This is a genomic window from Chiayiivirga flava, from assembly GCF_014202825.1.
GTDB classification, from domain to species: Bacteria; Pseudomonadota; Gammaproteobacteria; order Xanthomonadales; family Xanthomonadaceae; genus Chiayiivirga; species Chiayiivirga flava.
The window spans coordinates 1,006,829-1,033,525 of record NZ_JACHHP010000001.1 but is presented as its reverse complement, the minus strand read 5'-3'; the positions used below and the strand labels follow the sequence as shown (position 1 = coordinate 1,033,525).

At 69.0% G+C, this 26,697-nt stretch carries 24 protein-coding genes; 12 read left to right on the top strand and 12 right to left on the bottom strand.

What is annotated here, in order from left to right:
• Positions 1–11 precede the first annotated feature (11 nt).
• The 6 genes from HNQ52_RS04335 to HNQ52_RS04310 are packed head-to-tail and all read right to left on the bottom strand — an operon-like array spanning position 12 to position 5,668.
• Complete coding sequence (locus HNQ52_RS04335; protein WP_183959858.1) at positions 12–815, bottom strand: DUF1295 domain-containing protein; 804 nt, start codon at positions 813–815, stop codon at positions 12–14.
• Positions 812–1,345 carry a DUF2878 domain-containing protein gene (locus HNQ52_RS04330; protein ID WP_183959857.1) on the bottom strand — a complete coding sequence of 178 codons (534 nt, stop codon included), beginning with the start codon at positions 1,343–1,345 and terminating at the stop codon, positions 812–814. The genes HNQ52_RS04335 and HNQ52_RS04330 overlap by 4 nt, the downstream gene beginning before the upstream one ends.
• The gene (locus tag HNQ52_RS04325; protein ID WP_183959856.1) at positions 1,342–2,649 is read right to left on the bottom strand and encodes an SAM-dependent methyltransferase; all 1,308 of its coding nucleotides are present in this window, start codon (positions 2,647–2,649) and stop codon (positions 1,342–1,344) included. The genes HNQ52_RS04330 and HNQ52_RS04325 overlap by 4 nt, the downstream gene beginning before the upstream one ends.
• On the bottom strand, positions 2,646–3,464 hold the full coding sequence (locus tag HNQ52_RS04320; protein ID WP_183959855.1) for a DUF1365 domain-containing protein: 819 nt from the start codon (positions 3,462–3,464) through the stop codon (positions 2,646–2,648). Before HNQ52_RS04320 ends, HNQ52_RS04325 begins: the two co-directional genes overlap by 4 nt.
• Complete coding sequence (locus HNQ52_RS04315; RefSeq protein ID WP_183959854.1) at positions 3,461–4,705, bottom strand: NAD(P)/FAD-dependent oxidoreductase; 1,245 nt, start codon at positions 4,703–4,705, stop codon at positions 3,461–3,463. Before HNQ52_RS04315 ends, HNQ52_RS04320 begins: the two co-directional genes overlap by 4 nt.
• Positions 4,706–4,714: 9 nt before the next feature.
• Positions 4,715–5,668 (bottom strand): acyl-CoA desaturase, encoded by a 954-nt coding sequence (locus tag HNQ52_RS04310; RefSeq protein WP_183959853.1) that lies wholly within the window; start codon positions 5,666–5,668, stop codon positions 4,715–4,717.
• 89 nt (positions 5,669–5,757) lie between these two features.
• Here HNQ52_RS04310 and HNQ52_RS04305 point away from each other — a divergent pair, with 89 nt between their 5' ends.
• The gene (locus HNQ52_RS04305; protein WP_183959852.1) at positions 5,758–6,540 is read left to right on the top strand and encodes a pseudouridine synthase; all 783 of its coding nucleotides are present in this window, start codon (positions 5,758–5,760) and stop codon (positions 6,538–6,540) included.
• Here HNQ52_RS04305 and kbl read toward each other — a convergent pair.
• From kbl to tdh, 3 genes are all read right to left on the bottom strand, one after another.
• A complete protein-coding gene (gene kbl, locus HNQ52_RS04300) occupies positions 6,503–7,702 on the bottom strand; it encodes a glycine C-acetyltransferase (protein ID WP_183959851.1) in 1,200 nt (399 codons plus the stop codon). The two genes, HNQ52_RS04305 and kbl, sit on opposite strands and share 38 nt — an antisense overlap.
• Before the next feature lie 282 nt (positions 7,703–7,984).
• The gene (locus tag HNQ52_RS04295; protein ID WP_183959850.1) at positions 7,985–9,382 is read right to left on the bottom strand and encodes a hypothetical protein; all 1,398 of its coding nucleotides are present in this window, start codon (positions 9,380–9,382) and stop codon (positions 7,985–7,987) included.
• Between the two features lie 263 nt (positions 9,383–9,645).
• The gene (gene tdh / locus HNQ52_RS04290) at positions 9,646–10,668 is read right to left on the bottom strand and encodes an L-threonine 3-dehydrogenase (protein WP_183959961.1); all 1,023 of its coding nucleotides are present in this window, start codon (positions 10,666–10,668) and stop codon (positions 9,646–9,648) included.
• A 203-nt stretch (positions 10,669–10,871) separates the two neighbouring features.
• On the opposite strand from tdh, the gene HNQ52_RS04285 reads away from it, so the two are divergent.
• The 8 genes from HNQ52_RS04285 to HNQ52_RS04250 all read left to right on the top strand — a co-directional run bounded on the left by HNQ52_RS04285 (position 10,872) and on the right by HNQ52_RS04250 (position 21,134).
• Positions 10,872–13,043 (top strand): S46 family peptidase, encoded by a 2,172-nt coding sequence (locus HNQ52_RS04285; RefSeq protein ID WP_183959849.1) that lies wholly within the window; start codon positions 10,872–10,874, stop codon positions 13,041–13,043.
• 65 nt (positions 13,044–13,108) lie between these two features.
• Positions 13,109–14,380 carry a bifunctional tetrahydrofolate synthase/dihydrofolate synthase gene (gene folC, locus HNQ52_RS04280; RefSeq protein ID WP_183959848.1) on the top strand — a complete coding sequence of 424 codons (1,272 nt, stop codon included), beginning with the start codon at positions 13,109–13,111 and terminating at the stop codon, positions 14,378–14,380.
• A 67-nt stretch (positions 14,381–14,447) separates the two neighbouring features.
• Positions 14,448–15,362 (top strand): SPOR domain-containing protein, encoded by a 915-nt coding sequence (locus HNQ52_RS04275; protein ID WP_246387489.1) that lies wholly within the window; start codon positions 14,448–14,450, stop codon positions 15,360–15,362.
• Between the two features lie 18 nt (positions 15,363–15,380).
• A complete protein-coding gene (locus tag HNQ52_RS04270) occupies positions 15,381–15,983 on the top strand; it encodes a CvpA family protein (RefSeq protein ID WP_183959846.1) in 603 nt (200 codons plus the stop codon).
• Positions 15,984–16,074: 91 nt separating this feature from the next.
• Positions 16,075–17,547 carry an amidophosphoribosyltransferase gene (purF, locus tag HNQ52_RS04265; RefSeq protein WP_183959845.1) on the top strand — a complete coding sequence of 491 codons (1,473 nt, stop codon included), beginning with the start codon at positions 16,075–16,077 and terminating at the stop codon, positions 17,545–17,547.
• Between the two features lie 133 nt (positions 17,548–17,680).
• A complete protein-coding gene (locus HNQ52_RS04260; RefSeq protein WP_183959844.1) occupies positions 17,681–18,526 on the top strand; it encodes a ferritin-like domain-containing protein in 846 nt (281 codons plus the stop codon).
• Positions 18,523–19,689, top strand: coding sequence for a hypothetical protein (locus HNQ52_RS04255; protein ID WP_183959843.1), 1,167 nt, complete (start codon positions 18,523–18,525; stop codon positions 19,687–19,689). The genes HNQ52_RS04260 and HNQ52_RS04255 overlap by 4 nt, the downstream gene beginning before the upstream one ends.
• Positions 19,686–21,134 (top strand): hypothetical protein, encoded by a 1,449-nt coding sequence (locus HNQ52_RS04250; RefSeq protein WP_183959842.1) that lies wholly within the window; start codon positions 19,686–19,688, stop codon positions 21,132–21,134. The genes HNQ52_RS04255 and HNQ52_RS04250 overlap by 4 nt, the downstream gene beginning before the upstream one ends.
• Here HNQ52_RS04250 and HNQ52_RS04245 read toward each other — a convergent pair.
• Genes HNQ52_RS04245 through HNQ52_RS04235 form a run of 3 tightly spaced genes read right to left on the bottom strand, consistent with a single transcriptional unit; the run spans position 21,073 to position 23,392 of the window.
• Entirely contained in the window at positions 21,073–22,221 is a 1,149-nt protein-coding gene (locus tag HNQ52_RS04245; RefSeq protein WP_183959841.1) for a glycosyltransferase, read from the bottom strand. The genes HNQ52_RS04250 and HNQ52_RS04245 overlap by 62 nt on opposite strands.
• 14 nt (positions 22,222–22,235) lie before the next feature.
• Positions 22,236–22,673, bottom strand: a complete 438-nt coding sequence (locus tag HNQ52_RS04240; protein ID WP_183959840.1) for a DUF2304 domain-containing protein — start codon at positions 22,671–22,673, stop codon at positions 22,236–22,238.
• On the bottom strand, positions 22,670–23,392 hold the full coding sequence (locus tag HNQ52_RS04235; RefSeq protein ID WP_183959839.1) for a glycosyltransferase family 2 protein: 723 nt from the start codon (positions 23,390–23,392) through the stop codon (positions 22,670–22,672). Before HNQ52_RS04235 ends, HNQ52_RS04240 begins: the two co-directional genes overlap by 4 nt.
• Before the next feature lie 259 nt (positions 23,393–23,651).
• On the opposite strand from HNQ52_RS04235, the gene HNQ52_RS04230 reads away from it, so the two are divergent.
• The 3 genes from HNQ52_RS04230 to HNQ52_RS04220 are packed head-to-tail and all read left to right on the top strand — an operon-like array spanning position 23,652 to position 26,219.
• Complete coding sequence (locus HNQ52_RS04230) at positions 23,652–24,425, top strand: hypothetical protein (protein WP_183959838.1); 774 nt, start codon at positions 23,652–23,654, stop codon at positions 24,423–24,425.
• A gap of 23 nt (positions 24,426–24,448) precedes the next feature.
• The gene (locus HNQ52_RS04225; RefSeq protein ID WP_183959837.1) at positions 24,449–24,931 is read left to right on the top strand and encodes a hypothetical protein; all 483 of its coding nucleotides are present in this window, start codon (positions 24,449–24,451) and stop codon (positions 24,929–24,931) included.
• Positions 24,932–24,956: 25 nt separating this feature from the next.
• Entirely contained in the window at positions 24,957–26,219 is a 1,263-nt protein-coding gene (locus HNQ52_RS04220; protein WP_183959836.1) for a hypothetical protein, read from the top strand.
• Positions 26,220–26,697 lie beyond the last annotated feature (478 nt).

The window sequence follows — 26,697 nt, the reverse complement described above, 5'->3', positions numbered from 1 at the left end:
CCGGGGTTCGCTCAGGTCAGCGGGTGGATGGGATCGGGCGCGCCCTTCTTGGGGAACCACGGGATGAACACCGACGTCTCGCGTTGGTAGCGGCGGTAGTCGTCCCCGCGCGAACGCAGCGACTGGGCCTCGACGAACGGAATGCCGGTGAGCCAGACGAGCGAGAACAGCATCGCGGCAGGACCGAACAGCGACAGCCACCAGTTCGGCGCGCCGATCGCGAGCGCCACGTACGCGAACCAGTGCGTCCACTCGAAAAAGTAGTTCGGATGGCGCGAATAGCGCCACAGGCCGGAGCGACAGGTTCTGCCTCGGTTGGCGGGGTCCGTACGCCAGGCCGCGAGCTGGCGGTCGGCGATGCTCTCGCCGCCCAGGCTCACGAGCCAGATCGCGACGGCCAGCCCGATGTTGAACGCATGCGTCTGAGGATTCGACGCCACCACCGCGAACGGCACCGAGAAAAACATCACCAGCAGCGCCTGCGCCATGAACATGCCGAAGAACTTGCGCTGATCGTCGTTCCAATGCTCGCGCAGATACGCGTAGCGGCCGTCCTCGGGCTCGTGCGATACGCGCCGATACAGGTGCGAGGCCAGGCGCAGGGCCCACAGGCCGGCCAGTGCCGCGAGCGCGATGCGCGGCGCGGTTGCGCCGTGCCCGACCACGGCATAGAACACCGCGGCGCCGCCGACGAGCGAGGCCCACACCACGTCGACGAAGCCGGCGTTGCGCGTCTTCGTCTGGCGCCACCAGGCGATGGTCATCACCGCGACGGCGACGGCGAACAGGATCGTGGCGGCATGCAGGATGGTCATCGAGGTGTCCCGGGAAGAGGTGCCAGCCGTCGCGCGGCGACCAGCAGCAGCGGGGTGACCAGGCTCCAGGCGACGGCCAGCGCGAGCAGGGCCGGTCCGGGGCGCGCGCCCAGGTCGACCGCGTCCCACGCACGCTCCGCGATGGCGTAGGCGAGCGGCCCGCCGCAGGCGCCGAGGAGGGTGCCCAGCAGCAGTCGCGGCTTGAGCGCGGCGAGCGAATGATTGAGCGTGAGCGCGAACCCGGCCCAGAGCGCGACGATCCACAGCGGCGCGAACTGCGTCGACGGAACCGGCGACGCGAACCGCATCAGCCCGGTGCCGGCCCAGATCGAATCGACGACGAAGCCCACCGCCATCGCCCCCACGCACAGCAGCACGTCAGCACGTCGATGCCGGCTCAACGGAAGCTGCCAGGCCGCGAACAGCACGAACGCGACCGGCCCCGCCCACCACCAGCCGCGCGCGGCGCCGCCCACGGCCGCGATCCAGACCAGCTGGTACGAGAGCGCATTGGGCAGCCAGTGCCTCATCCGGCGAGATCCGGAAGGTACGAGGGCCGGCGGCAGCGCGGGCGCGTGAGCAGCATCTGCACGTTGCCGATGGAGCGTTCGCGGAAGCCGCCCTCGCAGTAGCACAGGTAGAACTCCCACATCCGCACGAACCGCTCGGGATAGCCGAGCGCCAGCACCGCATCGCGCTGTGCGAGGAAACGCGTGCGCCAGTGCTGCAGCGTGAGGGCATAGCTCGGGCCGATGTCCTCCAGGTGAAACAGGCGCAGGTCGGTCTTCGCCAGCGCGCCCTGCATCGCGCTCACCGACGGGATGAAGCTGCCGGGGAAGATGTGGCGCTTGATGAAGTCGACCGAATCGCGCGCCTGCACGTAGCGGTGGTCTTCGATGGTGATGGCCTGGATCAGCGCCATGCCGTCGGGTTTGAGCAGGTGCTGGCAGGTGCGGAAATACGTGTCGAGGTATTGGTGGCCGATGGCCTCGATCATCTCGATCGAGACGAGCTTGTCGTACTGGCCCTGCAGATCGCGGTAGTCCTGCAACAGCACCGTGACGCGCTCGGCCAGTCCGGCGGCGGCGACGCGTTCGCGCGCGCGCAGGAACTGCTCCTCCGAAATGGTCGTGGTGGTGACGCGGCAGCCACGCTGTGCGGCGTGCAGCGCAAAGCCGCCCCAGCCGCTCCCGATCTCGATCACGTGGTCGTCCGGCCCGAGCGCGAGCTTGTCGCAGATGCGGTCGAGCTTGCGGCGCGAGGCCGATTCCAGCGTGTCGTCGCTGCGCGCGAAGATCGCGGACGAATACATCATGTTGTCGTCGAGGAACAGCTCGAACAGCGCGTTGCCCAGGTCGTAGTGCGCGGAGATGTTGCGGCGGCTGCCGCGGCGCGTGTTGCGTCCGAGCGCGTGCAGGGCGCGCATCGCGACGCCGCCCAGGCGCGCGAATCCGCTTTCCATCGCGTCGAGCAGATCGCGGTTGCGCACGAGGATACGCACCAGCGCCACCAGGTCGTCGCAGTCCCACAGTCCGTCCATGTAGGCCTCGCCCGCGCCGACGCTGCCGTTGCGTGCCACCGCGCGGTAGAAGCCGGGATCGCGGATGCGCAGGGTGGCGTGCAGCGTGTCGTGCGGGTGCGCGGCCGGCGTCCCGAGCCGCACGTCGCCGAGGGCATCGATCAGGGTCACGTCGCAGTCGCGCAGCGCGCCCAGCTGCGCGATCAGGCGCGCGCGCAGCCAGCGATCGATGGCGCCCGGTTGCGACGGCGCGGTGGCGTCCAGCGGGAACCGGTCGCGGTCGAGCGGCGAGCGGGAGCGTGCAAGGTCGTTCATGGACGGGGTGTGTCCGCAAGGGTGGGATGGTTGTGCACCGGCACGCGCTTGAGCCACAGTCGCAGCGCCTGCCAGTGGATCGCGGCGACCACCTGCAGGGTCATCAGCGGATACCGCAGCAGGCAGCGCGCGAGCTGGGCGCCGGTCAGCGGCCGGCGTTCGAGCACGAGCGTGGCGTCGAACTCGGGCACGCCGGCCGCCAGCACCTCCATGTGCACGCGCAGGTCGCGGCCCGGCGGCTGCAGGCGCCAGCGATAGTCGCGCTGCATCGCCATGAACGGCGAGACATGGAAACGCTTGGCGAACCCCCACTCGAAGGCGCTCGCGTGCGGCACCGCGTCGCGCAGCGGCAGCACGTAACTGTGGCGTTCCTTCCACGGGGTGTTGGTGATTTCGGCCACGATGCTGTCGAGCGTGACGCCGTCGGCGGCGTAGCAGTAGTAGAAGCTCACCGGATTGAAGCAGTGGCCGAAGTAGCGCAGGTGGGTCAGCAGGTGGATGGGGCCGTCGGGGCTGCGGCCGGTGGCCTGCGCGACGCGCGCGCGCACGGCGGTGTCGAGCGGCACGTCGGGGTCGCCGAGATAGTCGCTGCGCCGGAACTGGGCCAGGTTGCGCCGACCGACCGACCAGAACCAGCGGCCGCGGAAGAGCGTGTCGAGTTCGGCCAGATCGATGCAGAGCATGAACAGCTGGTACTCGAACGCGTGCGCGCGCGGCGCGTGGCGCCGGTGCCGGACGCGGCCGGCGTAGATTGCGCTGCGCGGCGTGCCGCGCGCTGGCGGCTGCGTCGTGTCGGCGGCGCGCTGCGCGGTCATTGCCACGTGACGCCAAGTCTGGCGGCGCTGTGCACCGCGCTGCGCAGGCCGTCCTCGTGGAAGCCCCAGCCCCAGTAGGCACCGCAGTACGACACCCCGTTGACCCCGTCGATCTCGTCGCGCCGGCGTTGCGCGCGGACGCTGCGCTGCGTGTAGACCGGGTGCGTGTAGTCCATGCGTGCGATGACGCGGTCCGGATCGATGTCGGCGCTGCGGTTGAGCGTCACCACGAACGCGTCCGGCGCATCGATGGATTGCAGCAGGTTCATGCAGTAGCTCACCGTGCACCGGTCCTCCGCGCGCGCCGGCACGTGTGCGTTCCAGGCCGCCCATGCGCGGCGGTTGCGCGGCAGCAGGCGGGCGTCGGTGTGCAGCACGGTGGCGTTGGACTGGTAGGTCATCGCGCCGAGCACGTCGCGTTCGGCGTCGCTCGCGTCGTCGAGCAGCGCGAGTGCCTGGTCGCTGTGGCACGCGAGCACGACGTGGTCGAAGGTTTCGATGCCGCCGCCGGACCGCAGCGCCACGCCGCGGTCGACGCGCCGCACCGCGTGCACGGCGTCGTCCAGGCGCACCTGCACCCTCCAAGTCGCCGCGAGCGCGCGCACGTAGCTGCTCGATCCGCCGCACACCACGCGCCACTGCGGCCGACCCCCGGTCTGCAGCATGTGGTGGTTGGCCATGAACTGCACCAGATAACGCGCCGGGAACTGCAGGATTGCCGCGGACGGCGACGACCACAGCGCCGATGCCATCGGCACCAGGTGATCGTGCACGAACATCGGCGAGTAGTGGCCGGCTTCCAGATAGTCGCCGAGCGTCGGGCCGTCGTCGTCGGCCTCCAGCAGCGTCGGCGCCTCGCGATAGAAGCGCGTGAGGTCGCGAAGCATCCGCCAGAACGCGGGCGACACGAGGTTGCGCTTCTGGCAGAACAGCCCGCCGAGCGTGCCGGCGTTGTACTCCAGCCCGCTGCGCGCGTTGTGCACCGAAAAGCTCATCGTCGTCGGTTGCGACCGCACGCCCAGTTGCGCGAACAGACGCGTCAGCAGCGGATAGTTCTGCGGGTTGAACACGATGAAGCCCGAATCGACGGCATAGGTTCCGCTCTCGCGCTCCACGCGATGGGTATGGGTGTGGCCGCCGAGTCGCGACTGCGACTCGAACAGCACCACCTCATGCTGGCGCGAGAGCAGCCACGCGGCGCCCAGTCCCGCGATGCCCGATCCGACCACGGCGATGCGCATCCGCGTGCCTCAGCCGGGCCGACGCAGGTTGGCCGGCACCGGCCTGAGGTCCCACACCAGTCCCAGCCACGCCATCGCGCGCAGCAGGTAGTAGGTCGCATCGACCTCCCACCAGCGGAAACCCTGCCTCGCCGACCCGGGAAAATGATGGTGGTTGTTGTGCCAGCCTTCGCCGAGCGTGATCAGCGCCAGCATCCAGTTGTTGCGGCTGTTGTCCGCGGTCGGATACCGGCGCGATCCCCAGCGGTGCGCCAGCGAATTGATCGTCACCGTGGCGTGGAACAGCACGACGGTGGAGACGAAGAAGCCCCACACCAGCAGCTGCGGCCCGCTGGTGCCGAGCTGCGGATGCTCGCGTTCGAGCCAGCCCCCGAGCAGGAACAGCCCGGCGGCAAGCGCGATCGGCACGAAAATATCGAACCGGTCGAGCCAGCGCAGCTCGGGATAGCGGGCCAGATCGCGCACGCGCTCAAGATCCGTGCGGTAGCCGCGTGCGGTGAGGAACCAGCCCATGTGGCTCCAGAAGAAACCGCGCGTGACCGGCGAATGCATGTCCTGCTCGGTGTCGGCGTGGCGATGGTGGTGGCGGTGGTGCGCGGCCCACCACAGCGGCCCGCGCTGCACGCTCATCGCGCCGAGCAGCGCGAACAGCAGCTGCATCGCACGCGAGGTCTTGAACGCCTTGTGCGAGAAATAGCGGTGATAGAAGCCGGTGATCGCGAACATGCGGATCACGTACAGGCCGAACGCCACCGCGAGCGCAACCCAGGATACCCCGACCACGAACACGCCCAGGCATGCCACATGCATCGCGACGAAGGGCAGCACGCGCAGCCAGTCTACCCGGTCGGGTGCGCCGTCCGCGGGCACGTGCGCCGCGTCCGCGGTATCGAACCAGCGCAACAGGGCCAGCGCCGCACGGCGCGCGGCGGAGTCGGTGCGGGGGGCATGGTGCGTGGTCATGGCTGTCATTACGCACGGCGGGAGAGGAATGGATTCAGACGAACTCGACACACGTGGCCTTTCGCGGACCGCTTCGGCATGCTGTGCCGATGCCGGCCCTCCCGCCCCGACCCGTCCGCCACGGCCTCGCCCGCGTGCTGTCCAAGCGCGGGCTGTGCTCGCGGCGCGAGGCCGCGTTGTGGATCGTCGCCGGCCGAGTCCGGGTGGACGGGCGCATGGTATGCGACCCGGAGCATCCCACCGATGCCGCCCACGCCAGCATCCGCATCGACGGCGTCGCCGTCGCTGCGGCGTCCCGCGTCTACCTTGCGCTGAACAAGCCGCGTGGCCTGGTCACCACCGCGCGTGACGAGCAGGGCCGCGACACGGTCTATCGCTGCCTGGACGGTACTCAGTTCGGCTGGCTCGCGCCGGTCGGGCGACTCGACCGCGCGAGCGAAGGGTTGCTGCTGTTCAGCAACGATCCTGCGTGGGCAGCGGCGATCGCGTCGCCGGACACCGGGCCGGACAAGACCTATCACGTGCAGATCGACCGCATTCCGGATGCCACGCTGCTGCGCCGGCTCGAAACCGGCGTGCCCGATCCGGACGGCGGTGCGCCGCTGCGCGCGAAATCCGTCACCTTGCTGCGCGCCGGCGAGAAGAATGCGTGGCTTGCCGTGGTGCTGGACGAGGGCCGCAACCGCCAGATCCGCCGGCTGCTGGCGGCGGTAGACATCGGCGTGTTGCGGCTGATCCGCGTCGCGATCGGTCCGCTGGTGCTCGGCGAGCTTGCGAAAGGCGCGTGGCGCGAGCTGACGGCCGACGAAGCGACCGCGCTCGCGCCGTTGTCGGTCAGCCCTTCAGCACGCCCAGCGCGCGGCCGACCTTGACGAAGGCCGCGATCGCGCGGTCCAGGTGTTCGCGCGTGTGCGCCGCGGACATCTGCGTGCGGATGCGGGCCTGGCCTTTCGGCACCACCGGGAAGAAGAAGCCGATCGCGTAGATGCCTTCGTCGAGCAGCGCGGCGGCGAACTTCTGTGCGAGTTCGGCGTCGTAGAGCATCACGGGGCTGATCGGATGCTCGCCGGGTTTGATGTCGAAACCGGCCGCGGTCATCTGCTCACGGAAGTATTTCGTGTTCTCGACCAGTTGCGCGCGCAGGTCATCGGCGCCGGCGAGCATGTCGAACACTTCGATGCCAGCGGCCACCACGTGCGGCGGCAGCGAGTTGGAGAACAGGTAGGGGCGCGAACGCTGGCGCAGCAGTTCGATCACTTCGCGCTTCGCCGTGGTGAAGCCGCCGAGCGCGCCGCCCAGCGCCTTGCCCAGCGTGCCGGTGAAGATGTCGATGTCCGCCAGCACGCCGCGCGCTTCGGCCGAGCCGCGGCCGGTGGCGCCGAGGAAGCCGGTGGCGTGGCATTCGTCGATGTGCACCAGCGCGTCGTACTGTTTGGCGAGGCGCGTGATCCGGTCGAGCGGCGCGATGAAGCCATCCATCGAGAACGCACCGTCGGTGGTGATGAGGATGGTGCGTGCGCCGTCGGCGCGGGCCTGCTTGAGCTGGGTTTCCAGATCGGCCATGTCGCAGTTGGCGTAGCGGTAGCGCCTGGCCTTGCACAGGCGCACGCCGTCGATGATCGAGGCGTGGTTGAGCGCGTCGGAGATCACCGCGTCCTGCTCGCCGAGCAAGGGTTCGAACAGGCCGCCGTTGGCGTCGAAGCAGGCGGCGTAGAGGATGGTGTCTTCGGTGCCGAAGAAGTCCGCGATTTTCGCTTCGAGTTGTTTGTGCAGGTCCTGCGTGCCGCAGATGAAACGCACCGAGGCCATGCCGAAGCCGTGCGAATCGAGCGCGTCCTTCGCGGCCTGGATGACGCGGGGGTGGTCGGCAAGGCCGAGGTAGTTGTTGGCGCAGAAATTCAGCACGGTGCGGCCGTCGGCGAGTGTGATTTCGGCCGACTGCGGGCTGGTGATGATGCGTTCGGACTTGAACAGGCCCTGGGCGCGGATGGCGTCGAGTTCGTCGGCGTAGCGGGCGAGGGTCGTGGTGGACATGACGGTTCCGGGCGGCGGGAAGACGCGCATTTTAGCGGCAGCCGGGATCGCGAAGCCTCTCTGATCGTCGACCACGTTCCAGCCGCCATCCCGGCAAGCGACATTGGCATGCGGGGAACTCCGGCATTTCCTCAACGTCGTCCCGGCGAACGCCGGGACCCAGTGACGTTTGTTGGTTCTTTGGCAAGGCCGATCAATCGAACAACGCCACTGGGTACCGGCTTTTGCCGGGACGACGGGTCGGAGGTTTTCGCCGGATCGAGTCGACGCGTCGGTCGTGCGTCAGGGCGTCGCTTGCGCCACGCGTGCCGGATCCGCAGGCGAGGGCGCGTAGCCCGGCGCGCCCGGATACGGCAGATGCGGCACGAGACTGAAGCCGCGTTCGGTCAGTTCGTGTTGTGCACGCAGGCTGATCGCCCCGGTGACGAGGGCGGTACGTTTGGCGCCGCGCACGCCGTCGGCGTCGAAGAAGTCCTGTATCTCCTTCGTCCACGCGAGATGATCGACCGGCAGCGGCAGCAGCAATTCGCCGTCCGGCGCGCGGAAGGCGAGCGTGGCGCCGATCGGAACGAGGTCTCCACCGTGGGCGGCATCGCCGAGGTGCTGGTTGAGCAGTGCGATCGCGTTGACGACGAAGCGCGCCTCCTGCTCCGTGCCCGCCATCAGCGCGGTTTCGAGCAGCGCATTGCAGCCGCTGGCCGGCTGCAGATCGCGCATCTGTTCGACCAGCGCGGTCTGCCGCGCGCCACCGAACGGGCCGTGGCGCAGGAAGCGCCGCAGCAGGGTCTCGTCCGTACACCACATCGAGATGCGGCCACGGTTGCGCGCGCGCAGGTCGACCGGATCGAGCTGCCACACCGCGTCGTTCACGCGGCCCGCATCGCCCAGCGCCCCCGTGACCGTGCCGCCGAGCTGTCCCAGCGCGAGCCCACCGATCTGCCCGCCGCCGACCGCACTCCACGCCAGCGCATCGAGTCGCGGCGCGATCAGCGGATTGCTCGTGCCCGGATCGATGCCGAGCGTCCGTGCCCACGCGCGACGGGCGCGGCCGAAGCTCAGTTCACCCCTCGCAAGGCTGCCGAGCTCCTTGCGCGGCTTGTCGTACCACGATTTCCGCGGTGCATCGCCCACCCGCGTCGCGGTCATCGGGCCGTCGGCGTTGCGGTAGGGGTTGCCTTCCTGGCCGATGCGCTGCCAGGCCTTGTCGCCGAGCTTGCTCGCGCGTTCGGCGAGCTGACGCCACTTGCGACCGAAATAGCGCGCCACGCCCTGCGGCAGGCCTTTTGCCGTCGCGACCGGATGCCGCACGACCTGCCACAGCGCGCTGCCGCCGTCCTTCGCGGTGTCGACGGCGGACTGCGCCAGCACACGCGACACCGAGGCATCGTGGATGGCCTCGACCGCCGGCATCTCCGCGACGCGCACCGCGAGCATCTCGACGCTTTCGGCGGGGATCTCGCCGTAGCCCGTGCGAACGACAAAGCGCGCCTGGTAGCCGAGCACCTGCGCCTTCGGTGCGACGGTGTAGCCGGGGCCGCTCAGCAGCGACGGTTGCACGAGTTCGGCGGCGTCGAGTTCGGGTTCGGGTTCGAAGGTGGCTGTGGGGGCGGCGGATGCCGCGGTGTCGGGTGCTGCCTGCGTAGCTGTCACGCACAACTGGGCGAGAAGCGTTGCAGTCATCAGCAGTGCCGCGGGCGGGACGCGGCACGGCTGCGCCCTGCCGCACGATGCCGCGCCGCGCCGCCCAGGCGACAGAACCCCATGCTCGTCATTCCCGCGAACGCGGGAATCCAGTGACCCTTCTTGGTCTTGACGTTGCAACGGGCACAAAAGCAAAGCAAGGTCACTGGATTCCCGCGTTCGCGGGAATGACGGTGACGGAGAACGGATGGCACGTAGCGATCTAACGTTCCGCACGTTCGGAATGAAGAACCGCAGCAACATCAGTTCCAGCTGCAGACGACCTTCCCGCAGATCCCCGCATCCATCAGCTCGAATCCCTTCTGGAAATCGTCGATGTGGATCTGGTGCGTGAGTACCTTCTGCAGCGGGAATCCGGTGAGCACCATCTGCGTCATCTTGTACCAGGTCTCGTACATGCGCCGGCCATAGATGCCGTGCAGCACCAGGCCCTTGAAGATCACCTTGTCCCAGTCGATGCCGGCGCCCTTGGGCATGATGCCGAGCATCGCGATGCGACCGCCGTGGTACATGCAGTCGAGCATGTCGCCGAAGGCGCGCGGGTTGCCGCTCATCTCGAGGCCCACGTCGAAGCCTTCGATGTGCAGGTCCTTCACCACGTCCTTGAGCGACTGCTTGGCCACGTTCACCACGCGTGTGGCGCCCATGTCGGCGGCGAGTTTGAGGCGGTAGTCGTTGACGTCGGTGACGACGACATTGCGCGCGCCGATGTGCTTGCAGATGCCCGCGGCGATGATGCCGATCGGGCCGGCGCCGGTGATCAGCACGTCCTCGCCGATCACGTCGAACTCCAATGCGCAGTGCGCGGCGTTGCCGTACGGGTCGAAGAACGCGGCCAGTTCGCTCGGGATCTGGTCCGGGATCGGCCACAGGTTGCTCGCCGGCATCGAGATGTATTCGGCGAAGGCGCCGTGGCGGTTCACGCCGATGCCGACGGTGTTCGGGCACAGGTGCTGACGCCCGGCGCGGCAGTTGCGGCAGTGGCCGCAGACGATGTGGCCTTCGGCCGAGACGCGGTCGCCGATTTTGTAGCCGGTGACGCCCGGGCCCATCTCGACGATGCGACCGACGAATTCGTGCCCGATGACGAGGCCCGGCTGGATCGTGCGCTGGCTCCACTCGTCCCACTTGTAGATGTGCAGGTCGGTGCCGCAGATCGCGGTCTTTTCCAGCCGGATCAGCACATCGTTGGGGCCGACTTCGGGCATCGGAACCTGTTCCATCCAGATGCCGGGGCCGGCCTCGCGTTTGACCAGTGCCTTCATCGTCTGCTGCTGCGCCATGGCGTGCGTCCGACCCTGAGCGAAAAGAAGCGGAATTATACGCCGTGCACCGTCGCCGCCGCGGCGGGCGGGGCGCGGTGGCCGGGATCGGCGATGCCGCCGTTCGGCGTGCCTTCAGCCGGATGCCAGGCGCGGCACGGCGCGTTAGACTCGACGGTTCCATTCATGTTGTCGCAGGGATCGCCATGCGCCCGATGTTCCGCCACGTGTTTTTCGCAGCGACGCTCGTCGCGGCCCACGCCCAGGCGGGCGAGGGCATGTGGGTCCCGCAGCAGTTGCCGGAGATCGCCGGTCCGCTCAAGGCCGCCGGCCTCAAACTCTCGCCCGAGCAGCTGGCCGACCTCACCGGCGACCCGATGGGCGCCGTGGTCGCGCTCGGCGGCTGCACCGCGAGCTTCGTCTCTCCCGATGGCCTGGTCATCACCAACCACCACTGCGCCTACGGCGCGATCCAGCTCAATTCGACGCCCGACAACAACCTGATGGTCGACGGCTTCAATCCGGCGCAGCGCAGCGACGAACTCAGCGCCGGTCCGAATGCGCGCATCTACGTGCTCGATTCCATCCGTGATGTCACCGACGCCGCCAAAGCCGCGATCGAATCGGCCGGCGACGACGCCCTCGCACGCACCATGGCGTTGGAAACCTTCGACAAGGCGCAGGTAGCCGAGTGCGAGGCCGGCGGCGGTTACCGCTGCCGCCTGTACAGCTTTTTCGGCGGCAACACCTATCGCCTGTTCCGCAACCTCGAGATCCGCGACGTGCGCCTTGCGTACGCGCCTCCGGGCGGCATCGGCAACTACGGCGGCGAGATCGACAACTGGATGTGGCCGCGCCACACCGGCGATTTCTCGATCTACCGCGCCTATGTCGGCCGCGACGGCAAGCCGGCGGCATATTCGAAGGACAACGTGCCGTTCAAGCCAAAACACTTCCTCAAGTTCGCCGACCAGCCGCTCGGTGCCGGCGATTTCGTGATGGTCGCGGGCTACCCCGGCAGCACCAACCGCTACGCGCTCGCGAGCGAGTTCGAAAACACCGCGAACTGGTACTACCCCACGCTCGGCAAGCACTACAAGAACCTGATCGACCTCGTGGCGAGGGCCGGCGCGTCGAATCCCGACATCACGGTGAAGTACGCAAGCCAGGTCGCCGGCTGGGAAAACGCCAGCAAGAATTACGACGGCCAGCTCGAAGGCTTTGCACGCATCGACGCCGCCGGCCAGAAGCAACGCGACGAAGCGGCCGTGCTCGACTGGCTGCGCGCCAAGGGCGGCGATGCGCAGCAGGAACTCGCCGCGCACGCAAAACTGATCGAGCTGGGCGATCGCAGCCGCGCCACGCGCGAGCGCGACATGGTGTTGGGCTTCGTCAACAACACCGGCGTCATCGGCGCGGCGATCACGCTGTACCGCACCGCGATCGAACGCGAGAAGCCGGATGCCGAACGCGAACCGGGTTACCAGCAGCGCGACTACCCCACCATCGAAGGCGCGCAGAAGCAGATGGAGCGCCGGTATCTGGCCGCGATGGACCGCCAGCTGCAGGATTACGCGCTGACGCAGTACGTAAAGCTGCCGGCGAACCAGCGCGTCGCGGCGCTCGACGAATGGCTGGGCGGCAGCGACCGCGCCGCGATCGATCGCGCGCTGGAGCGTCTGTCGACGACGAAACTCGGCAGCACCGACGAGCGCCTCAAATGGTTCGCCGCCGACCGCAAGGCCTTCGAAACCAGCGACGATCCGGCGATCCAGTACGCGGTCGCGCTCATGCCGACGCTGCTCAAGTTCGAGGAGGAACGCAAGACACTCGCCGGCGAAGCGCTGCTGGCGCGTCCGGTCTACCTGCAGGCGATGTCCGACTACAAGAAGAGCCAGGGCGAGTTCGTGTATCCGGACGCCAATCTCTCGCTGCGCATCACCTTCGGCAACGTCAAGGGTTACGTGCCGCGCGACGGCGTCGAATACACCCCGTTCACCACGCTCGAAGGCCTCGCGGTGAAAGCCACCGGCAAGGACCCGTTCGACGCGCCGCAGGCGCTGCTCGATGCGGTGAAGGAAAAGCGCTACGGCGGCCTCGACGACCCGCGCATCGGTTCGGTGCCGGTGAACTACCTCTCCGACCTCGACATCACCGGCGGCAACTCCGGTTCGCCGGTGCTCGACGCGCACGGCAAGCTGATCGGTCTCGCTTTCGACGGCAACTGGGAATCGGTGAGCTCGAACTGGGTGTTCGACGAATCGATGACGCGCATGATCGCGGTCGACGGCCGCTACGTGCGCTGGGTGATGCAGGAGGTCTATCCTTCGCCGCGCCTGCTGCGTGAACTGGGCGTGTCCGGCCCGCAGGCGCGCTGACACGCGGGAGGGCGCGGGTGCGTTAGCGCCCGCACCTCCACTGACATGTTCCGGAAGCGCAGCGCATGAATCTCGCCGAGTGGCTCGAACACCAGCAGCGCCAGCACCCGCGCGAGATCGCGATGGGGCTGGAGCGTGTCGCGGCCGTGGCGAAGGCGCTGGGGCTGCGCAAGCCGGCGGCGCGGGTGATCACCGTGGCCGGCACCAACGGCAAGGGCTCGACGGTGGCGTTCATCGAGGCCATCGCGCGGGCGTCCGGGGCGAAGGTCGGTGCATACACGTCGCCGCACCTGCTGCGTTACAACGAGCGGGTGCGCATCGATGGCATCGATGCGACGGATGCACAGCTGATCGCCGCCTTCGAGCGCATCGAGGCCGCGCGCGGTGACACGCCGTTGACGTATTTCGAGTACGGCACGCTGGCGGCGCTGCTGCTGTTTTCCGAGGCCGGACTCGACCTCGCGGTGCTGGAAGTGGGCCTCGGCGGACGGCTGGACGCGGTGAACATCGTCGACGCCGATGTCGCCGTCATCACCACCGTGGCCATCGACCATGCTGAGCTGCTCGGCGCCGACCGCGAAACCATCGCGCTGGAGAAGGCCGGCATCGTGCGTGCGGGCAAACCCGCCGTCGTCGGCGAACTCGACCCGCCGGACAACCTGCTGCGCCAGATCGACCGCGTCGGCGCCTTCGCCATCCGTGCCGGCAAGCAGTACCGCTTCGGCGACCGCCTCGGCGGCAAGTGGTTCTGGCAGGACGACACGCTCAAGCTCGAACTCAAGAAACCCGGCCTCATCGCACCGGCGCAGACCGCCAACGCCGCCGCCGCGATCGCGGCGCTGCGTGCCGTCGTGCCCGCACTGCCACTCACCGAAGATCACATCGCCAGCGGCGTCGCCGCGGCCACCGTGCCCGGCCGCATGCAGCGCATCGGCGGCCCCATCGACATCGTGCTGGACGTGGCGCACAACCCGCAGGCCGCGCAGCAGCTCGCACGCTGGCTGATGACGCACCGCGCCGCCGGCGCCACGCAGGCCGTGTTCGCCGCGCTCTCGGACAAGGACATTCCGAATCTCGTCGGCGCGCTGATGGGGCAGGTCGACGTGTGGCGCCTGGCCGGCCTGCCCGATGCGGGGGGCCGTGCGCAGGATGTCGACACGCTGTCGCGAAAGGTCTCCGGCCTGCTCTCGCGCACGCCCAGCAGTCGCCACGCGACCGTGGCCGAGGCGCTGGATGCCGCGCGCAGGCACGCGCATGCAGGCGACCGCATCATCGTGTTCGGCTCGTTCCACACCGTGGCGCAGGCCCTGCACGCGCTGAACGCGATGCCTGCCTGAACCCGGTGTCGCCGCGCGGCGCGGCTATACTTGCGGCGGTCTTGCCGGAACCTCCATGGATGCTGCAATGAAACCACGCCTCATCGGCGCCGCCGTCCTGATCGCCCTGGCCGTCATCTTCCTGCCGATGCTGGTCGACGGTCCCGAGCCGCAGGGCGGCACGGCCACCGTTCCGCTCGATATTCCCACGCCGCCGGAGCGCAATTTCGAAACCCGCGAGTTGCCGCTGACGCCGCCGGCCGCGCCATCGCCGGCGGACGATCCGAACCGCGTCGCGACCGTGGACGTGCCGCATACGCCGGTGCAGGACGCGGCGCCCGAGACCGCACCTTCCGCGACCGAGACGGCGCCCGCCGGCTCGCCGCCGGCCACGCCGCCGCCGGCCGCCGCACCCGCTGCCTCCACGGCGCCGGCTGCCTCCACCGCACCCGCTCCTGCTGCAACCGCGCCTGCGTCCGGCGCGGACGGGCGCTATGCGGTGAACCTCGGCAGCTACGCCAACCTCGACAATGCCCGCGCGCTCGTCGCCTCGATGAAGGCCGCCGGTCTGCCGGCCTACGCCGACGACGTGCAATCGGGCGGCAAGCCGGCGCTGCGGGTTCGTCTGGGGCCGTACGCGCAGCGCAGCGAAGCCGAGTCCGCGCGACTTTCGGCGCTGGCGGTGCGCAAGGACCTGCCGTCGGGCGTGGTCGCGCTCGACGGGGACGCGAACTCCGCCGCCGCCGCGCCGGCACGACCGGCGCCGGCGTCGGGCTTCGCGGTGCAGATCGGCGCGCTCAAGTCCGAGGCCGACGCCAACGCGCTGCGCGATCGCGCGCGCGGGGCCGGTTTTGCCTCGTACGTCGAACGTGTCGAGACCGATGCCGGCGCGCTGTGGCGCGTGCGCATCGGGCCGGAGCTGCAGCGCGCCAATGCCGAGGCGCGCAAGGCGGAAGTGAAGGCCAGGCTGCAGATCGAAGGCAACGTCGTCACGCACCCGTAGTTCCGCTGCGCCGCCTCCGTGCTGACCTGGGTCGACATCGTCCTGCTCGCGATCCTCGGCCTGTCGGCCCTGGTCGGGCTGTGGCGCGGCTTTGTCGTGGAAGTGATGTCGCTGGCGGTGTGGGCGGCGGCGTTCTGGCTCGCGTTCGCGTTCGGCGACGACGTCGCCGCGCTGTTCGAACAGGCGGTGCAATCGCCGTCGGCGCGCCTGTTTCTCGGGTACGCGGTGCTGTTCATCGGTGCGCTGATCGTCGGCGGACTGGCGACGTGGCTGATGGGCAAGCTGGTCCAGTCGACCGGTCTTTCGGGCACCGACCGTCTCCTGGGCCTGGGCTTCGGCCTGCTGCGCGGTGCGGCGTTATGCTGCGTGCTGGTGTTGCTGTTCGGGTTCACGCCGATGCCGCAGGATGCCTGGTGGCGCGAATCGCGCGTGCTGCCGGGCTTCCAGAGCGGGGCGGAGTGGCTGCGCGGCTGGCTGCCGGCCGCAGTGGCCGAACGCGTGCGCTTCGATCCTGCCGTGGCCGCGCAATCGCTCCTGCCCGCGCTGCAGCCGGGCGCGCCCGAGGTCGAGAACGACGATTCGCCGCCGCCTCCCGATCCGGGCGAAAATAGCCGGGATTGATGCGGCCCCACTTTCGCTGGGGTCGCATCGCCTCCATCTGCTCGTCGCGCCCGGCAGCCGCCGCGCCCCCACGTTCGACAAGGCTCACTCCATGTGCGGAATCATCGGCATCGTCGGCACCAGCGAAGTGGCGGCCGCGCTCTACGACGGCCTCACCGTGCTCCAGCACCGCGGACAGGACGCCGCCGGCATCGCCACCGTCGACGGCGCGAAGCTGCGCGTGCACAAGGGCAACGGACTGGTGAAGGACGTGTTCGACGAGCCGAAGATGCAGTTGCTCGCCGGGCGCGTCGGCATCGGCCACTGCCGCTACCCGACCGCGGGCTCGGAAGGCTCCGACGAAGCGCAGCCGTTCTATGTGAATTCGCCGTACGGCATCGCGCTCGCGCACAACGGCAACCTCGTGAATACCGATACGCTGCGGCGCGAGGTGTTCGAGCAGGACCGCCGCAACGTCAACACCCAATCCGATTCCGAAGTGCTGCTCAACGTGATGGCGCACGAACTGGGCGGGCAGGGCGCGCTGACGCCGGACGCGATGTTCCGCGCGATCGAAGGCGTGCATCGGCGTTGTCGCGGCGGCTACGCCATCGTCAGCGTGGTGCTGGGCCTGGGGCTGGTCGCGTTTCGCGATCCGCACGGCATCCGCCCGCTGGTGCTCGGCCGGCGCGACACCGAGGCCGGCCCCGAGTACGCGGTGGTGTCGGAAAGCGTCGCGCTCGATCTGCTCGGCTTCACCCGCCTGCGCGACGTGGCGCCGGGCGAGGCCATCGTCGTCACCACGCGCGGCGAGATGCACGCCAAGCAGTGCGCCGAGCCCGCGGTGCACGCGCCGTGCATCTTCGAATACGTCTATTTCGCGCGGCCCGATTCGATGATCGAGAACGTGTCCGTGCACAAGGCGCGCATGCGCATGGGCGTGAAACTCGGCGAGAAGATCCTGCGACTGGCGCCCGACCACGACATCGACACGGTGATCCCGATCCCCGATTCCTCGCGCGACGCCGCGCTGGAGGTGGCCAACGTGCTCGGCGTGAAGTATCGCGAGGGCTTCATCAAGAACCGCTACGTCGGCCGCACCTTCATCATGCCGGGGCAGAGCGAGCGCGTGAAATCCGTACGGCGCAAGCTGAACGCGATCCCGCTCGAATTCCGCAATCGCGTGGTGCTGCTGGTGGACGATTCCATCGTGCGCGGCACCACGTCGCAGCAGATCGTGCAGATGGCGCGCGATGCCGGCGCCAAGAAGGTCTACCTCGCCTCCGCCGCGCCACCGGTGCGATATCCGAACGTGTACGGCATCGACATGCCGGCCGCATCGGAACTGGTCGCACACGGACGCAGCGACGAAGAAGTGCAGGCCGTGCTCGGCTGCGACTGGCTGATCTACCAGGACCTCGCCGATCTCGAGTGGGCGGTTGCCGAGGGCAACGACGCGCTGACGCGCTTCGACTCCTCGTGCTTCGACGGCAGCTACGTGACCGGCGTCGCGGATGGATATCTGGAAGGCCTGCAGCAGACACGCTCGGACGAATCCAAGCGCCAGCGCCGCGCCGCAGGGTGAACGTGGCGCGCGCGCCGGGTGCCGTTTGTCGCCTTTCGCGCACGACGTGCATGCAGCGCAGGCCCGGGCCGCTACACTGCCGCGCATGCCATTGACGGGTGCGACGAGTCGCGGGGGGCGCGACGACAATCCGATGCTGTCCTGCGCCCCGTTCGTCGCGGGCGCGAACGTTCGCGACGTGGCGCGCCGTTGCCTGCTCGAGGCCGACCCGGCCCGCAAGCTGGCGGCGACGCGCGCCGCGGCGCAGGCGCTGTCCGACGGCATGCTGCAGACCGGTGCCGACATCGTCGTGCCGGTCGACGCGGACACGAACGTCGGGCGCCCCGACCGGCCCGCCCTCGTGCCGCCGCGTGCGCTGCCGCGGCGCGGGCTCGGAACGGACGAAGGCCGGGCCGCGTTCGTGCACGCCATCGCGCACATCGAATTCAACGCGATCAATCTTGCCTGGGATGCGGTGTGGCGCTTCGGCGGCATGCCGGACGCCTTCTATGCAGACTGGGCGCGCGTGGCCGACGACGAGGCACGGCATTTCGCGCTGCTCGATGCGCGGCTGGCGGAACTGGGATTCGCCTACGGCGATTTCGACGCGCACGACGGCCTGTGGGACATGGCGCGCAAGACCGCGCACTCGTGCCTGGAACGCATGGCGCTGGTGCCGCGCGTGCTGGAGGCGCGTGGACTGGACGTGACGCCGGCGATGATCGCGCGCCTGCGCGGCGTCGGCGACACCCGCACGATCGCGATTCTGGACACGATCCTGCGCGAGGAGGTGGCACACGTCGCTGCCGGTTCGCGCTGGTTCCGCTGGTGCTGCGCGCGCGACGGCGTCGATCCGGGGCACACGTTCGATACGCTGATCGTGCGGCATGCCCGCGCCGCGGTGCGCAAACCCTTCAATCTCGACGCACGCGCCGCCGCCGGCTTCGACAGCGATGAACTCGCTGCGCTCGATCGTCTGGCGGAGGCGTGCGACACATGACGGCGATCCGGCGCTGGATCGGCGGCGCAGCGGCCGTCGTCGGCACGCTGGCGCTGCTGCTCGCGTTTGCCGCTCCGCGTCTGCAGGCGCCGTTCGTCGCTGCCGAGCGCTTGGATTTCGCGCCGCAGGCGTGGGCCTCGTCGTCCGGTCGCATCGTGCCCGTCGCTGACGGCATCCGCATCGAGACCGACGCGCCGCCCGGCAATGTGGTGGTGTCGCGCGACGATCTCGCGCTGCCGGCCGACCGACTGCGTTACCTGCATTACCGCGCCGACGCCGTCGCGCCCGACGCGCGCCTGCTCCTGCTGTGGAACGGCGACGGCGGCATGCAGCGGCGCCTGCTGCCGCGCGTGGCCGGGCGCGGCACCGTCGATCTCGCCGCGTCGGACGGCTGGCGCGGCACCATCGCGACGCTGACGCTGGCGGTCGTTCCGGTCGACTATCTCGCGGCCGAGGCGGTGCCGACGCAGGCGTTCGTGCTGCGCCACGTCGAGCTGCGCTCCGACAACTGGATGTCGGCGATGTCGGCGCTGCTGACCGACTGGCTCGCGCCGCGCCCGTGGTCGGGCACGTCGATCAATACCACCGGCGGAGAATTCGGCGTGCACGGTGCGTCGGCGACGGCGTTCGTGGCGTGCTGGATCGCCTGGATGCTGCTCGTGGCACGTGCGAGCGGCGGCCGCGCGCGGTTGCGGCGCGCATGGCCGGCGGTGGTGGCGATCGGCGTCGGCGTGCTCGCGCTCGACACAGGGCGCGATCTCCTCGACCGGACGCGCGCCGTGCGCAGCGCGGAGGCGCGCATCGCGCATCGCGCCGTGCCGCCGCTCGGCGCCGACCCGGCGCTGGTGGCCGAAGCGGCGCAGCTGCGCGCGGTGCTGGGCGCGCGCGATCGGGTCGTGGTGCACGGCGATCCGTTCCAGCGCGACTACACCGTCTATCTGCTGCGCGAGCGCGACGTGGCGCAATTGCTCGATCTGCGCGGATTCGCCACACGCGCCACGCTGAACGATGCGGTGCTTGTCGTGGCCGGCGGCGACGGCAGCGAGTTTCACCCGGATGCCGCCACCGTGCAGCTCGACGACCGACCGCGCGCCGCGATCCCGCTGTGGCGCGGCGAGCGCCTCGCCGCCTACCGCCTGGGGTCGGCCGGGGTGGCGAAGTGAACGTCTCGGCGGCACTGCTGGCACTGCTGCTGCCGTGGGCGGCGGGCGGACTGCTGTGCCGCCTGCTGTTCGGTGCGCGTCCGGCGCCGGGACGGGCGTGCATCGCCGTCGGTGCGGGATTTCTTGTCGGGTGCACGGCCTGGGGCATGGCCCTGCGCTGGTATCCCGAGCGCGGCACGACCGAGGATCTGTTCGCGGCCACGGCGGGGTGGCTGGCCGGAATCGTGCTGCTCGGCGGCCTTGCGCTGTTGCTGATGCAGCGCCGTCGTTCGCAGGACGTGCCCGACTCCGGCGAGCCCCCGCACGCGCTCGACGCGGCGGCAACGCGACGCCGCCGGACGGCGTGGGCGGTGGCGCTGCTGGTCGCGGCCTTCGGCGTGCTGATCGTGCTGCAGTCGGTGGCGCTGCCCGCACTCGCCTGGGACGCGTGGAACGCGTGGTTCGCGAAAGCGAAAGGCTGGTATTTCGCCGGGCACCTGGTGCCGCCGTTGCCGCCGCGGGCGTGGCTTGCGGCCACGCCCGGCAGCGGCATCGCGGTGCTGGCGGCGCATTATCCGGACACCTTGCCGCGGCTGGCGGTGTGGATGGCCAGTGCCTCCGGCGGCTGGCACGAACCGGCGGTGCATCTACTCTGGCCCGGTGCCTGGCTGGCGCTGGGGCTGGCGTTGTTCGGCCTGCAGCGGCGTGCGGGCGTGGACGTGCTGCCCGCCGTCACGGTCGCGGGTTTCGTATTGACCCTGCCGCTGGTGCTCGCGCACGCGACGCTCGCCGGCTACGCCGATCTGTGGGTGGCCGCGATGCTGCTCGTGGCGACAGCGCAGGCCGAACAGTGGCTGCGGACCCGACGCTGGCAGGACGCCGCGCTTGCGCTGCTCGCCGCTGCGCTGCTGCCCGCGCTCAAGCACGAGGGCGCGATCTGGTTCGCCTGCTTGGGCGCGGCCGTGCTGCTCGCGCAGTTGCCGCGGCGCGGGCGCTGGATCGCGCTGGCCGCGGCGCTGGCGGTGTTCGCGATCAGCCTGCCGTTCGGCGGCCTGTCGTTGCCGCTGCCCGGCCTGGGCTGGGTCACGCTGGGCTGGGGCGTGGCCGTGGTTCCGGGTCTGGGCACGCTCGATCTGCACTGGCGCGCGGTGACGGGCCCGGTGCTCGAATCGCTGTTCCTGCGCGAGAACTGGAACCTGCTCTGGTACGCGGCGCCGCTGGTCTTGTGGTTCGGTCGCGGCGCGTTGCGGCAGCCCTCGGTCGCGGCGCTCGGCTGGTTCTTCGCGTTCGGATTCGCGTTCCTGTTCGTGCTGTTCTTCTTCACCGACGCGTCGCGCTGGGCGCAGAACCTCACCAGCCTCAACCGCATCGTGCTGCAGATGGTGCCGGCCCTGGTGTTCTGGCTCAGCCTGCTGTGGCGTGACCGGAACACACCGAGCGATACACCGCGTCCATCGCCGCACTGACCGCGCCGATGCGGTACTCGCGCTCCCAGCGCAGACGTCCGCTGGTGCCCAGACGCTCCCGCAACGCGGCCGACTCGGCCAGCGTGCGGATCGCGTCGGCCAGTGCCCCCGCATCGCCAGGCGCAACGCGCAGCGCGTTGTCCGGCCCGGCCACCGTGCCGACGCCCGATCCGGGGATATCGGAGGCAACGATCGGCTTGCCGGCCCGCATCGCCTCCAGCAGCACCATGCCGAAGGCCTCGGCGCGATCGAGCGACGGCAGGCAGAACACATCGCATGCACGGTAGGCGGCTTCGAGCGCCGCATCGTCGAGGTGACCGGCGAGCCGCACCCGTGCCTGCAATCCGAGCGCCTGCACCGTTGCCTGCAGGCCAGCGGCCCCGTCGCCGGCACCGACGAGCAGCAGGCTTGCGTCCGGTACGTCCGACAGTGCCCGCAGCAGGATCTCGAAGCCCTTGTAGTAGCTCAGCCGTCCGACCGCGAGCAGGCGCAGCCCTGCGCCCGGCCACGCGGGCGCGATGCCGGGCGCGGGCGCGTCGCCCATCCCCAGCGGCACCACGGCCACGCGTCGCGCGTGCGACCGCAGCGGCACGCTCGCCTGCGCGTACGCGTGCGATGTCGCCACCGCCACGTCCGCGCGTTCGACCAGCCGGCGCTCGAACTGCCGGTACAGCGGATAGCCGAGCCGCAGCGCGATCTGCCCGCTGTCTGCCGGGATGTCGGCGTGCCAGTGCAGCACCCACGGCACGCGCCGTGCGCGGCGCGAGGCGAGCAGCCAGAAGGCCGACACGTTCGGGACATGAACGTGCAACAGGTCCGGCCGGAACTCATCCATCAATCGGCGAAAATGTACCGCCCATCCGGGGCTGACCGGTGCGAACAGGAGCTGGCCGTGGCACGGCACGGCATGCACCTCGACACCGTCGGCGTCGACGCGGCGTGTCGGCGTGGCGACGCCCGGACTGGCATGCACCAGCGCCGCCACGGCGTGGCCGGCGGACCGCTGCGCCGCCGCGAGCTCGGCGACGAAACGCTCGATCCCGCCGGCATGCGGCGGATAGAACTTGCCCAGATGCAGGATGCGCAACGCGCCCGGTGCCTTCAGACCGCGGCGCGGCGGATCGGAGCGGCGGACGCGTCGACGGCCGGCGACACCGGGTCGCGGGCCGCCTGCGCGGCCGCGTCGCGCACGTCGAGCTCCATCCGCAGCGTCTTCAGTTCGAGTTCGAGGATGGCGACCTTCTGCAACAGTCGCCGCAGGCGACGCTCGCGCAGCGTCGCGTCGATGTCGGCCGCGGCGAGCTTGAGCACGATGGCCGCGAGCGCGCCCAGCACCAGCAGCATCGGCGGATAGTGCACGCCGAGCTTCGCACCCACCCAATCGATCACGCCCGGGAAAAAGCCGATCAACAGCGCGCCGATCGCCACGGCCAGCCACCACAGCGCGTAGCCGCCGTGCATGCGGTCGCGCCGCACCAGCCACAGGATGCCGACCGCGATCGCCACGCCCAGCACCGCGGAGGTAAAGCCGGCCGTCATGCGTGCGTGTCCTGCGCGCCGCGCCGGCGCGGTGTGGCGCCGCCGCGCGCCAGCGACAGCACCGTGGTGTGGGCCATGTAGCGCGCCACCGTCAGCCACGACGAAAACACGCGGGATTTGCCGTCGCGGCGCGGATGCATCGTGACCGGAACCTCATGCACGGAGAGGCCGTATCTTCGCAGAAGCAGCAGCACGCCGACATCCTGGTAGTCGAGCATCGTCGCCTCGGCCGAGGCCAAAAGGCGGATCGCGCGGCGGTTGTACACGCGCAGGCCGGAGGTCAGATCCTCCACCTTCAGCCCGGTCAGCGCCCGGAACCAGCGCCAGGCCAGGCGCTTGGCCGGGCTCAGGCGCTCGGCAAACGTGCCGATCACCACGTCCGCGCCGCTGTCCGCGTGCAGCGTCTGCAGCGTCGGGATGCAGGCCGGATCGTGCTGGCCATCGCCATCCATGCTGATCACCTGCCCGAATCCGTGCCGCATCGCATAGCGGAAGCCGGTCTGCGTGGCGCCCCAGGCGCCGATCTGCTGCGACAGCTCCAGCACGCAGGCGCCGGCCTCGCGCGCCAGCACCGCGGTGTCGTCCGTGCTGGCGTCGGAAACCACCAGCACCGCCCGCCCGTCGCGCCCCGGTTCGCAGCGCTGCACGATGTCGGCGATGGCACGCGCTTCGTTGTAGGCTGGGATCACCACCAGCGCCCGGAACCGGGCCTCGGACATCGGCACGCGGCGCGTGACCTTTTTTTCGTGAGGGCTGCGTATTGTAGACAGGGCCGAGCTGCGTCGACCCGAAAGTTCCGGCAATTCCGGGCCTCTCCGGGGGCTGTTTGCGAAGCGTTCAGACTGTGCTACTGTCTGCCCGTTCGCAGGGGCTTGCTGGCTAGGACCCAATCGGCATCAACACTCGCAAGTAGAGAGGACGATCATGAAAGTTACTTCCAGGAAGCTCCTGGCTGCGGCACTCCTCGCAGCCATCCCGATGAGCAGCGCGTTCGCCTGCACCACCGCGAACTGGGAAAGCGTCGAGAACGGCGGTGGCTCGGTCACCGGTGCCCCGACGGCCGGCGATCCGGGCGATGGCGTTGCGCGTTACAGCGGCGAATGCGGTCTGGCCGGCGCCGGTGGCGCAGCCAACTTCGTCACCAACAACGCGCCGGACGGCGAAAGCGTCTATCGCGCACGTTTCTACGTGCACACCGGCACGACCGGCACCACGACCGTCTTCCAGGCCACCGATGCCGACGATAACGGCGGCGCGGTCGTCCTCGGCGTCGATTACGACGCGGCGGCGGGCGAGTTCGTGTTCGAACAGAATGGCGCGGCCGCGGGCGAAGTCGCCGGCATCGTTGCCAACAAGTGGTACTCCATCGAGCTCGCGTACGAAGCCGGCACCTCGTTCTCGGCCGAAGTCGCCGGCAACCAGACGTTCACGGGCAGCATCCCGGCGGGCGCCGCAGGTGCAGGCACGATCGAATCGCACTCGCTCGGCGTGATCGCTGGCGGCGCCGGCACCGTTCGCGTCGATGCGTTCGAGTCGACGCGCTCGGCGGATACCCCGATTGGTCGTCTGTGCCGTGGTGATGTGAATGGCACCGAGCCGATCAACGTGTTTGACCGCACCGCGGTGACAAACGAGATTGTCAACGGCACGCTCGCTGCAGGTCAGCCTGACTGCACCGAAGACGGCGCGATCAACGTGTTCGATCGTACCTGTGTCACCAACCTGATTCTCGACGGCGGCGCTTGCCCGTAATCGACTGAGCACTGGAGAAAGTCATGTCTAAGCTTATTCTTGCTATCGGTGCAGGCGCGGTCCTCGCCATGGTTTCGACGAGTGCGTTCTCGGACGAACTGCTTGTTACCTCGGGCAGCGCGAAGGGTCGCTCGTCGCACGCGCTCGACTTTTCGACCAACGGTGAAGCCGTCGGCTTCCAGTTCAATATCCGCCTTCCGGAAGGAATTTCCCCGGAACAGGTTAATGTGAAGTCTTGCGTTGCCGAATTGCCGAAGTCGCATTCTGGTCAGTGCCGCGTCAACAAGAATGAAATCGTCGGTCTCGTTTTCAGCGATTCCAATGAAAAACTGCCGGCCGGTCTGGTCTCGGTCGGTCGTATTTCGTTCGATGGGAATGTGCAGAAAGGTCTTGAGATCTCGCAGTTCCTGGTGTCCGACGCCAATGCAAACCCGATCCGTGCGACCACGAAGGTCGTTGGGAACGGAAGCGACCTGGCGAAGCCTGGTCAGGAACGAGTTAAATAACTTTTTGTTTACGGAGTGACGTCAGATGAAGAATGTAAACAGGCTGTTCGGCAAGACTAGCCTCGCGTTGGCTATCGGCTTTGCCGCGATTGGTTCGGTGTCGGCGGCGACCATCTCGGTCGGCGATGGTGCTGGCCTCGTCGGCGGCGGTGGTACCACACCGGCCCAGATTGCCGTGACCTATGTGGGCGATGGCGTCACTGTGGGTTACCAGGCCACGCTCAGCTACGACACCGCGAATCTCGATGTCGTTTCTCAGAATGTTGACGGTGGTATCTGCGGCGTGAACGATGGCGCGGGAACTATCACGATCATCGACGGCACGCCGGACAGCTCGGTGTTGGGCGACAAGGTCACTTGCAACCTGACGTTCACGCTCGATGCCGGTGTTGCCGATGGCGACGTGTTCACGCTCGACTTGAACAACGCGCTTTATTCCGACGCAGACGCTAACCCGAGTCCGGGCCCGCATACAGAAAATGATGGTGAGATCACCGTTTCCGACGCGCCGCCGGATATCATCCTGGCCTTCAATCCGGATCCGAACGTCGTGTTCCCGGGCGGTACGTCGGGTACCAATACCGTTGCCGACATCGACGTGACCGTCGGTTCGGGCACGGTCGGTACCGGCACGATCGACAACTGCGTGCTGGGCGGCGCCAATCCGGGTGCGTTCCAGATCCTCAACGGCACGGCTGTCGTTCCGCCGGCAGACACGATCGACCTCCAGGTGACGCTTGCCAACTCGGCGCTCAGCGCCACGCTGACCTGCGATCTGGATGACGCGAGTGCTGCGACGCAGAAGGTGTTCAACCTGTCGGCTCCGGCCGGCACGCCGGTTCCGGCCCCCGAGTTCACCTCGACCCCGGCTCCGGGTTCGGCGTTGACCTGCAACGGTGCCCCGGGTTCGGTGCAGAACACGTCGGTCACGATCACGAACGCTGGCGATCTGGCCCTGACGTTCAACTGCTCGGTCTCCGGTGATCCGGCATTCTCGCTGGCGTCGGGTGGCGTGGGTAACCTCGCCGGTGGTGCGAGCCAGGCTGTTAACGTCGAGTGCACGGTTCCGGCGGAAGACGCGCCGGCCGCGGTCGGCTCGCTCGACTGCACGACCAACGATCCCGCGTTCTCCGCAGTCGACTATCCGCTGTCGTCGGTAGCTGCCACGGCGCCGCCGCCGATCGCGCAGCCGAACGTGGTGCCGGCCAGCTCGATGTGGTCGCAGCTGTCCCTGATCGGCCTGCTGGCCGCGCTGGGTCTGCTGGTGGTGGGCATCCGCCGCAAGTAAGCTTCGCGTGACATGATGTATTGAAAGGGGCGCTTCGGCGCCCCTTTCTTTTTGCCTCACTCGGCTCTTCTCCATTTGTTGGCGGATGACGACCTCAAGCGCGGAGTGAGGAGAGCGACAGGGCGGGGCACGTATGTGCCGCATCGATTCGCGGCTTTCCGGTGCCGAACCACTCGCACCACGGGTTCCTGCCGCAAGGGATTTTCCCGCCGCAACGACAAGTGCCGGGCTGGCCGCCCGCTTGCACATGACGGTCGGCAGCTCCCCTGCGGGCGCGTGTTGCGTGTGAACAGGGAAAGTATGTGGTTTGCGCCGAGGCAACCGCCGGACTCGTCTGCGCGATGGCCGGTACGCGCGAACGCGGCATTCCGGAAGAATCCGGCGTCAGCGATGCACACGCATATCCCCGCCGTCATTCAAACGAATTGGTCCGAACGAGAATGGGCGTCCGCGTCGGGCGTCACCGTGCATCTGCGAG

Coding starts and splice junctions, on each gene's coding strand:
- HNQ52_RS04335 (WP_183959858.1), bottom strand. CDS start 815: ATGACCATCCTGCATGCCGCCACGATCCTGTTCGCCGTCGCCGTCGCG.
- HNQ52_RS04330 (WP_183959857.1), bottom strand. CDS start 1,345: ATGAGGCACTGGCTGCCCAATGCGCTCTCGTACCAGCTGGTCTGGATC.
- HNQ52_RS04325 (WP_183959856.1), bottom strand. CDS start 2,649: ATGAACGACCTTGCACGCTCCCGCTCGCCGCTCGACCGCGACCGGTTC.
- HNQ52_RS04320 (WP_183959855.1), bottom strand. CDS start 3,464: ATGACCGCGCAGCGCGCCGCCGACACGACGCAGCCGCCAGCGCGCGGC.
- HNQ52_RS04315 (WP_183959854.1), bottom strand. CDS start 4,705: ATGCGCATCGCCGTGGTCGGATCGGGCATCGCGGGACTGGGCGCCGCG.
- HNQ52_RS04310 (WP_183959853.1), bottom strand. CDS start 5,668: ATGACCACGCACCATGCCCCCCGCACCGACTCCGCCGCGCGCCGTGCG.
- HNQ52_RS04305 (WP_183959852.1), top strand. CDS start 5,758: ATGCCGGCCCTCCCGCCCCGACCCGTCCGCCACGGCCTCGCCCGCGTG.
- kbl (WP_183959851.1), bottom strand. CDS start 7,702: ATGTCCACCACGACCCTCGCCCGCTACGCCGACGAACTCGACGCCATC.
- HNQ52_RS04295 (WP_183959850.1), bottom strand. CDS start 9,382: ATGACTGCAACGCTTCTCGCCCAGTTGTGCGTGACAGCTACGCAGGCA.
- tdh (WP_183959961.1), bottom strand. CDS start 10,668: ATGAAGGCACTGGTCAAACGCGAGGCCGGCCCCGGCATCTGGATGGAA.
- HNQ52_RS04285 (WP_183959849.1), top strand. CDS start 10,872: ATGCGCCCGATGTTCCGCCACGTGTTTTTCGCAGCGACGCTCGTCGCG.
- folC (WP_183959848.1), top strand. CDS start 13,109: ATGAATCTCGCCGAGTGGCTCGAACACCAGCAGCGCCAGCACCCGCGC.
- HNQ52_RS04275 (WP_246387489.1), top strand. CDS start 14,448: ATGAAACCACGCCTCATCGGCGCCGCCGTCCTGATCGCCCTGGCCGTC.
- purF (WP_183959845.1), top strand. CDS start 16,075: ATGTGCGGAATCATCGGCATCGTCGGCACCAGCGAAGTGGCGGCCGCG.
- HNQ52_RS04260 (WP_183959844.1), top strand. CDS start 17,681: ATGCTGTCCTGCGCCCCGTTCGTCGCGGGCGCGAACGTTCGCGACGTG.
- HNQ52_RS04255 (WP_183959843.1), top strand. CDS start 18,523: ATGACGGCGATCCGGCGCTGGATCGGCGGCGCAGCGGCCGTCGTCGGC.
- HNQ52_RS04240 (WP_183959840.1), bottom strand. CDS start 22,673: ATGACGGCCGGCTTTACCTCCGCGGTGCTGGGCGTGGCGATCGCGGTC.
- HNQ52_RS04235 (WP_183959839.1), bottom strand. CDS start 23,392: ATGTCCGAGGCCCGGTTCCGGGCGCTGGTGGTGATCCCAGCCTACAAC.
- HNQ52_RS04230 (WP_183959838.1), top strand. CDS start 23,652: ATGAGCAGCGCGTTCGCCTGCACCACCGCGAACTGGGAAAGCGTCGAG.
- HNQ52_RS04225 (WP_183959837.1), top strand. CDS start 24,449: ATGTCTAAGCTTATTCTTGCTATCGGTGCAGGCGCGGTCCTCGCCATG.
- HNQ52_RS04220 (WP_183959836.1), top strand. CDS start 24,957: ATGAAGAATGTAAACAGGCTGTTCGGCAAGACTAGCCTCGCGTTGGCT.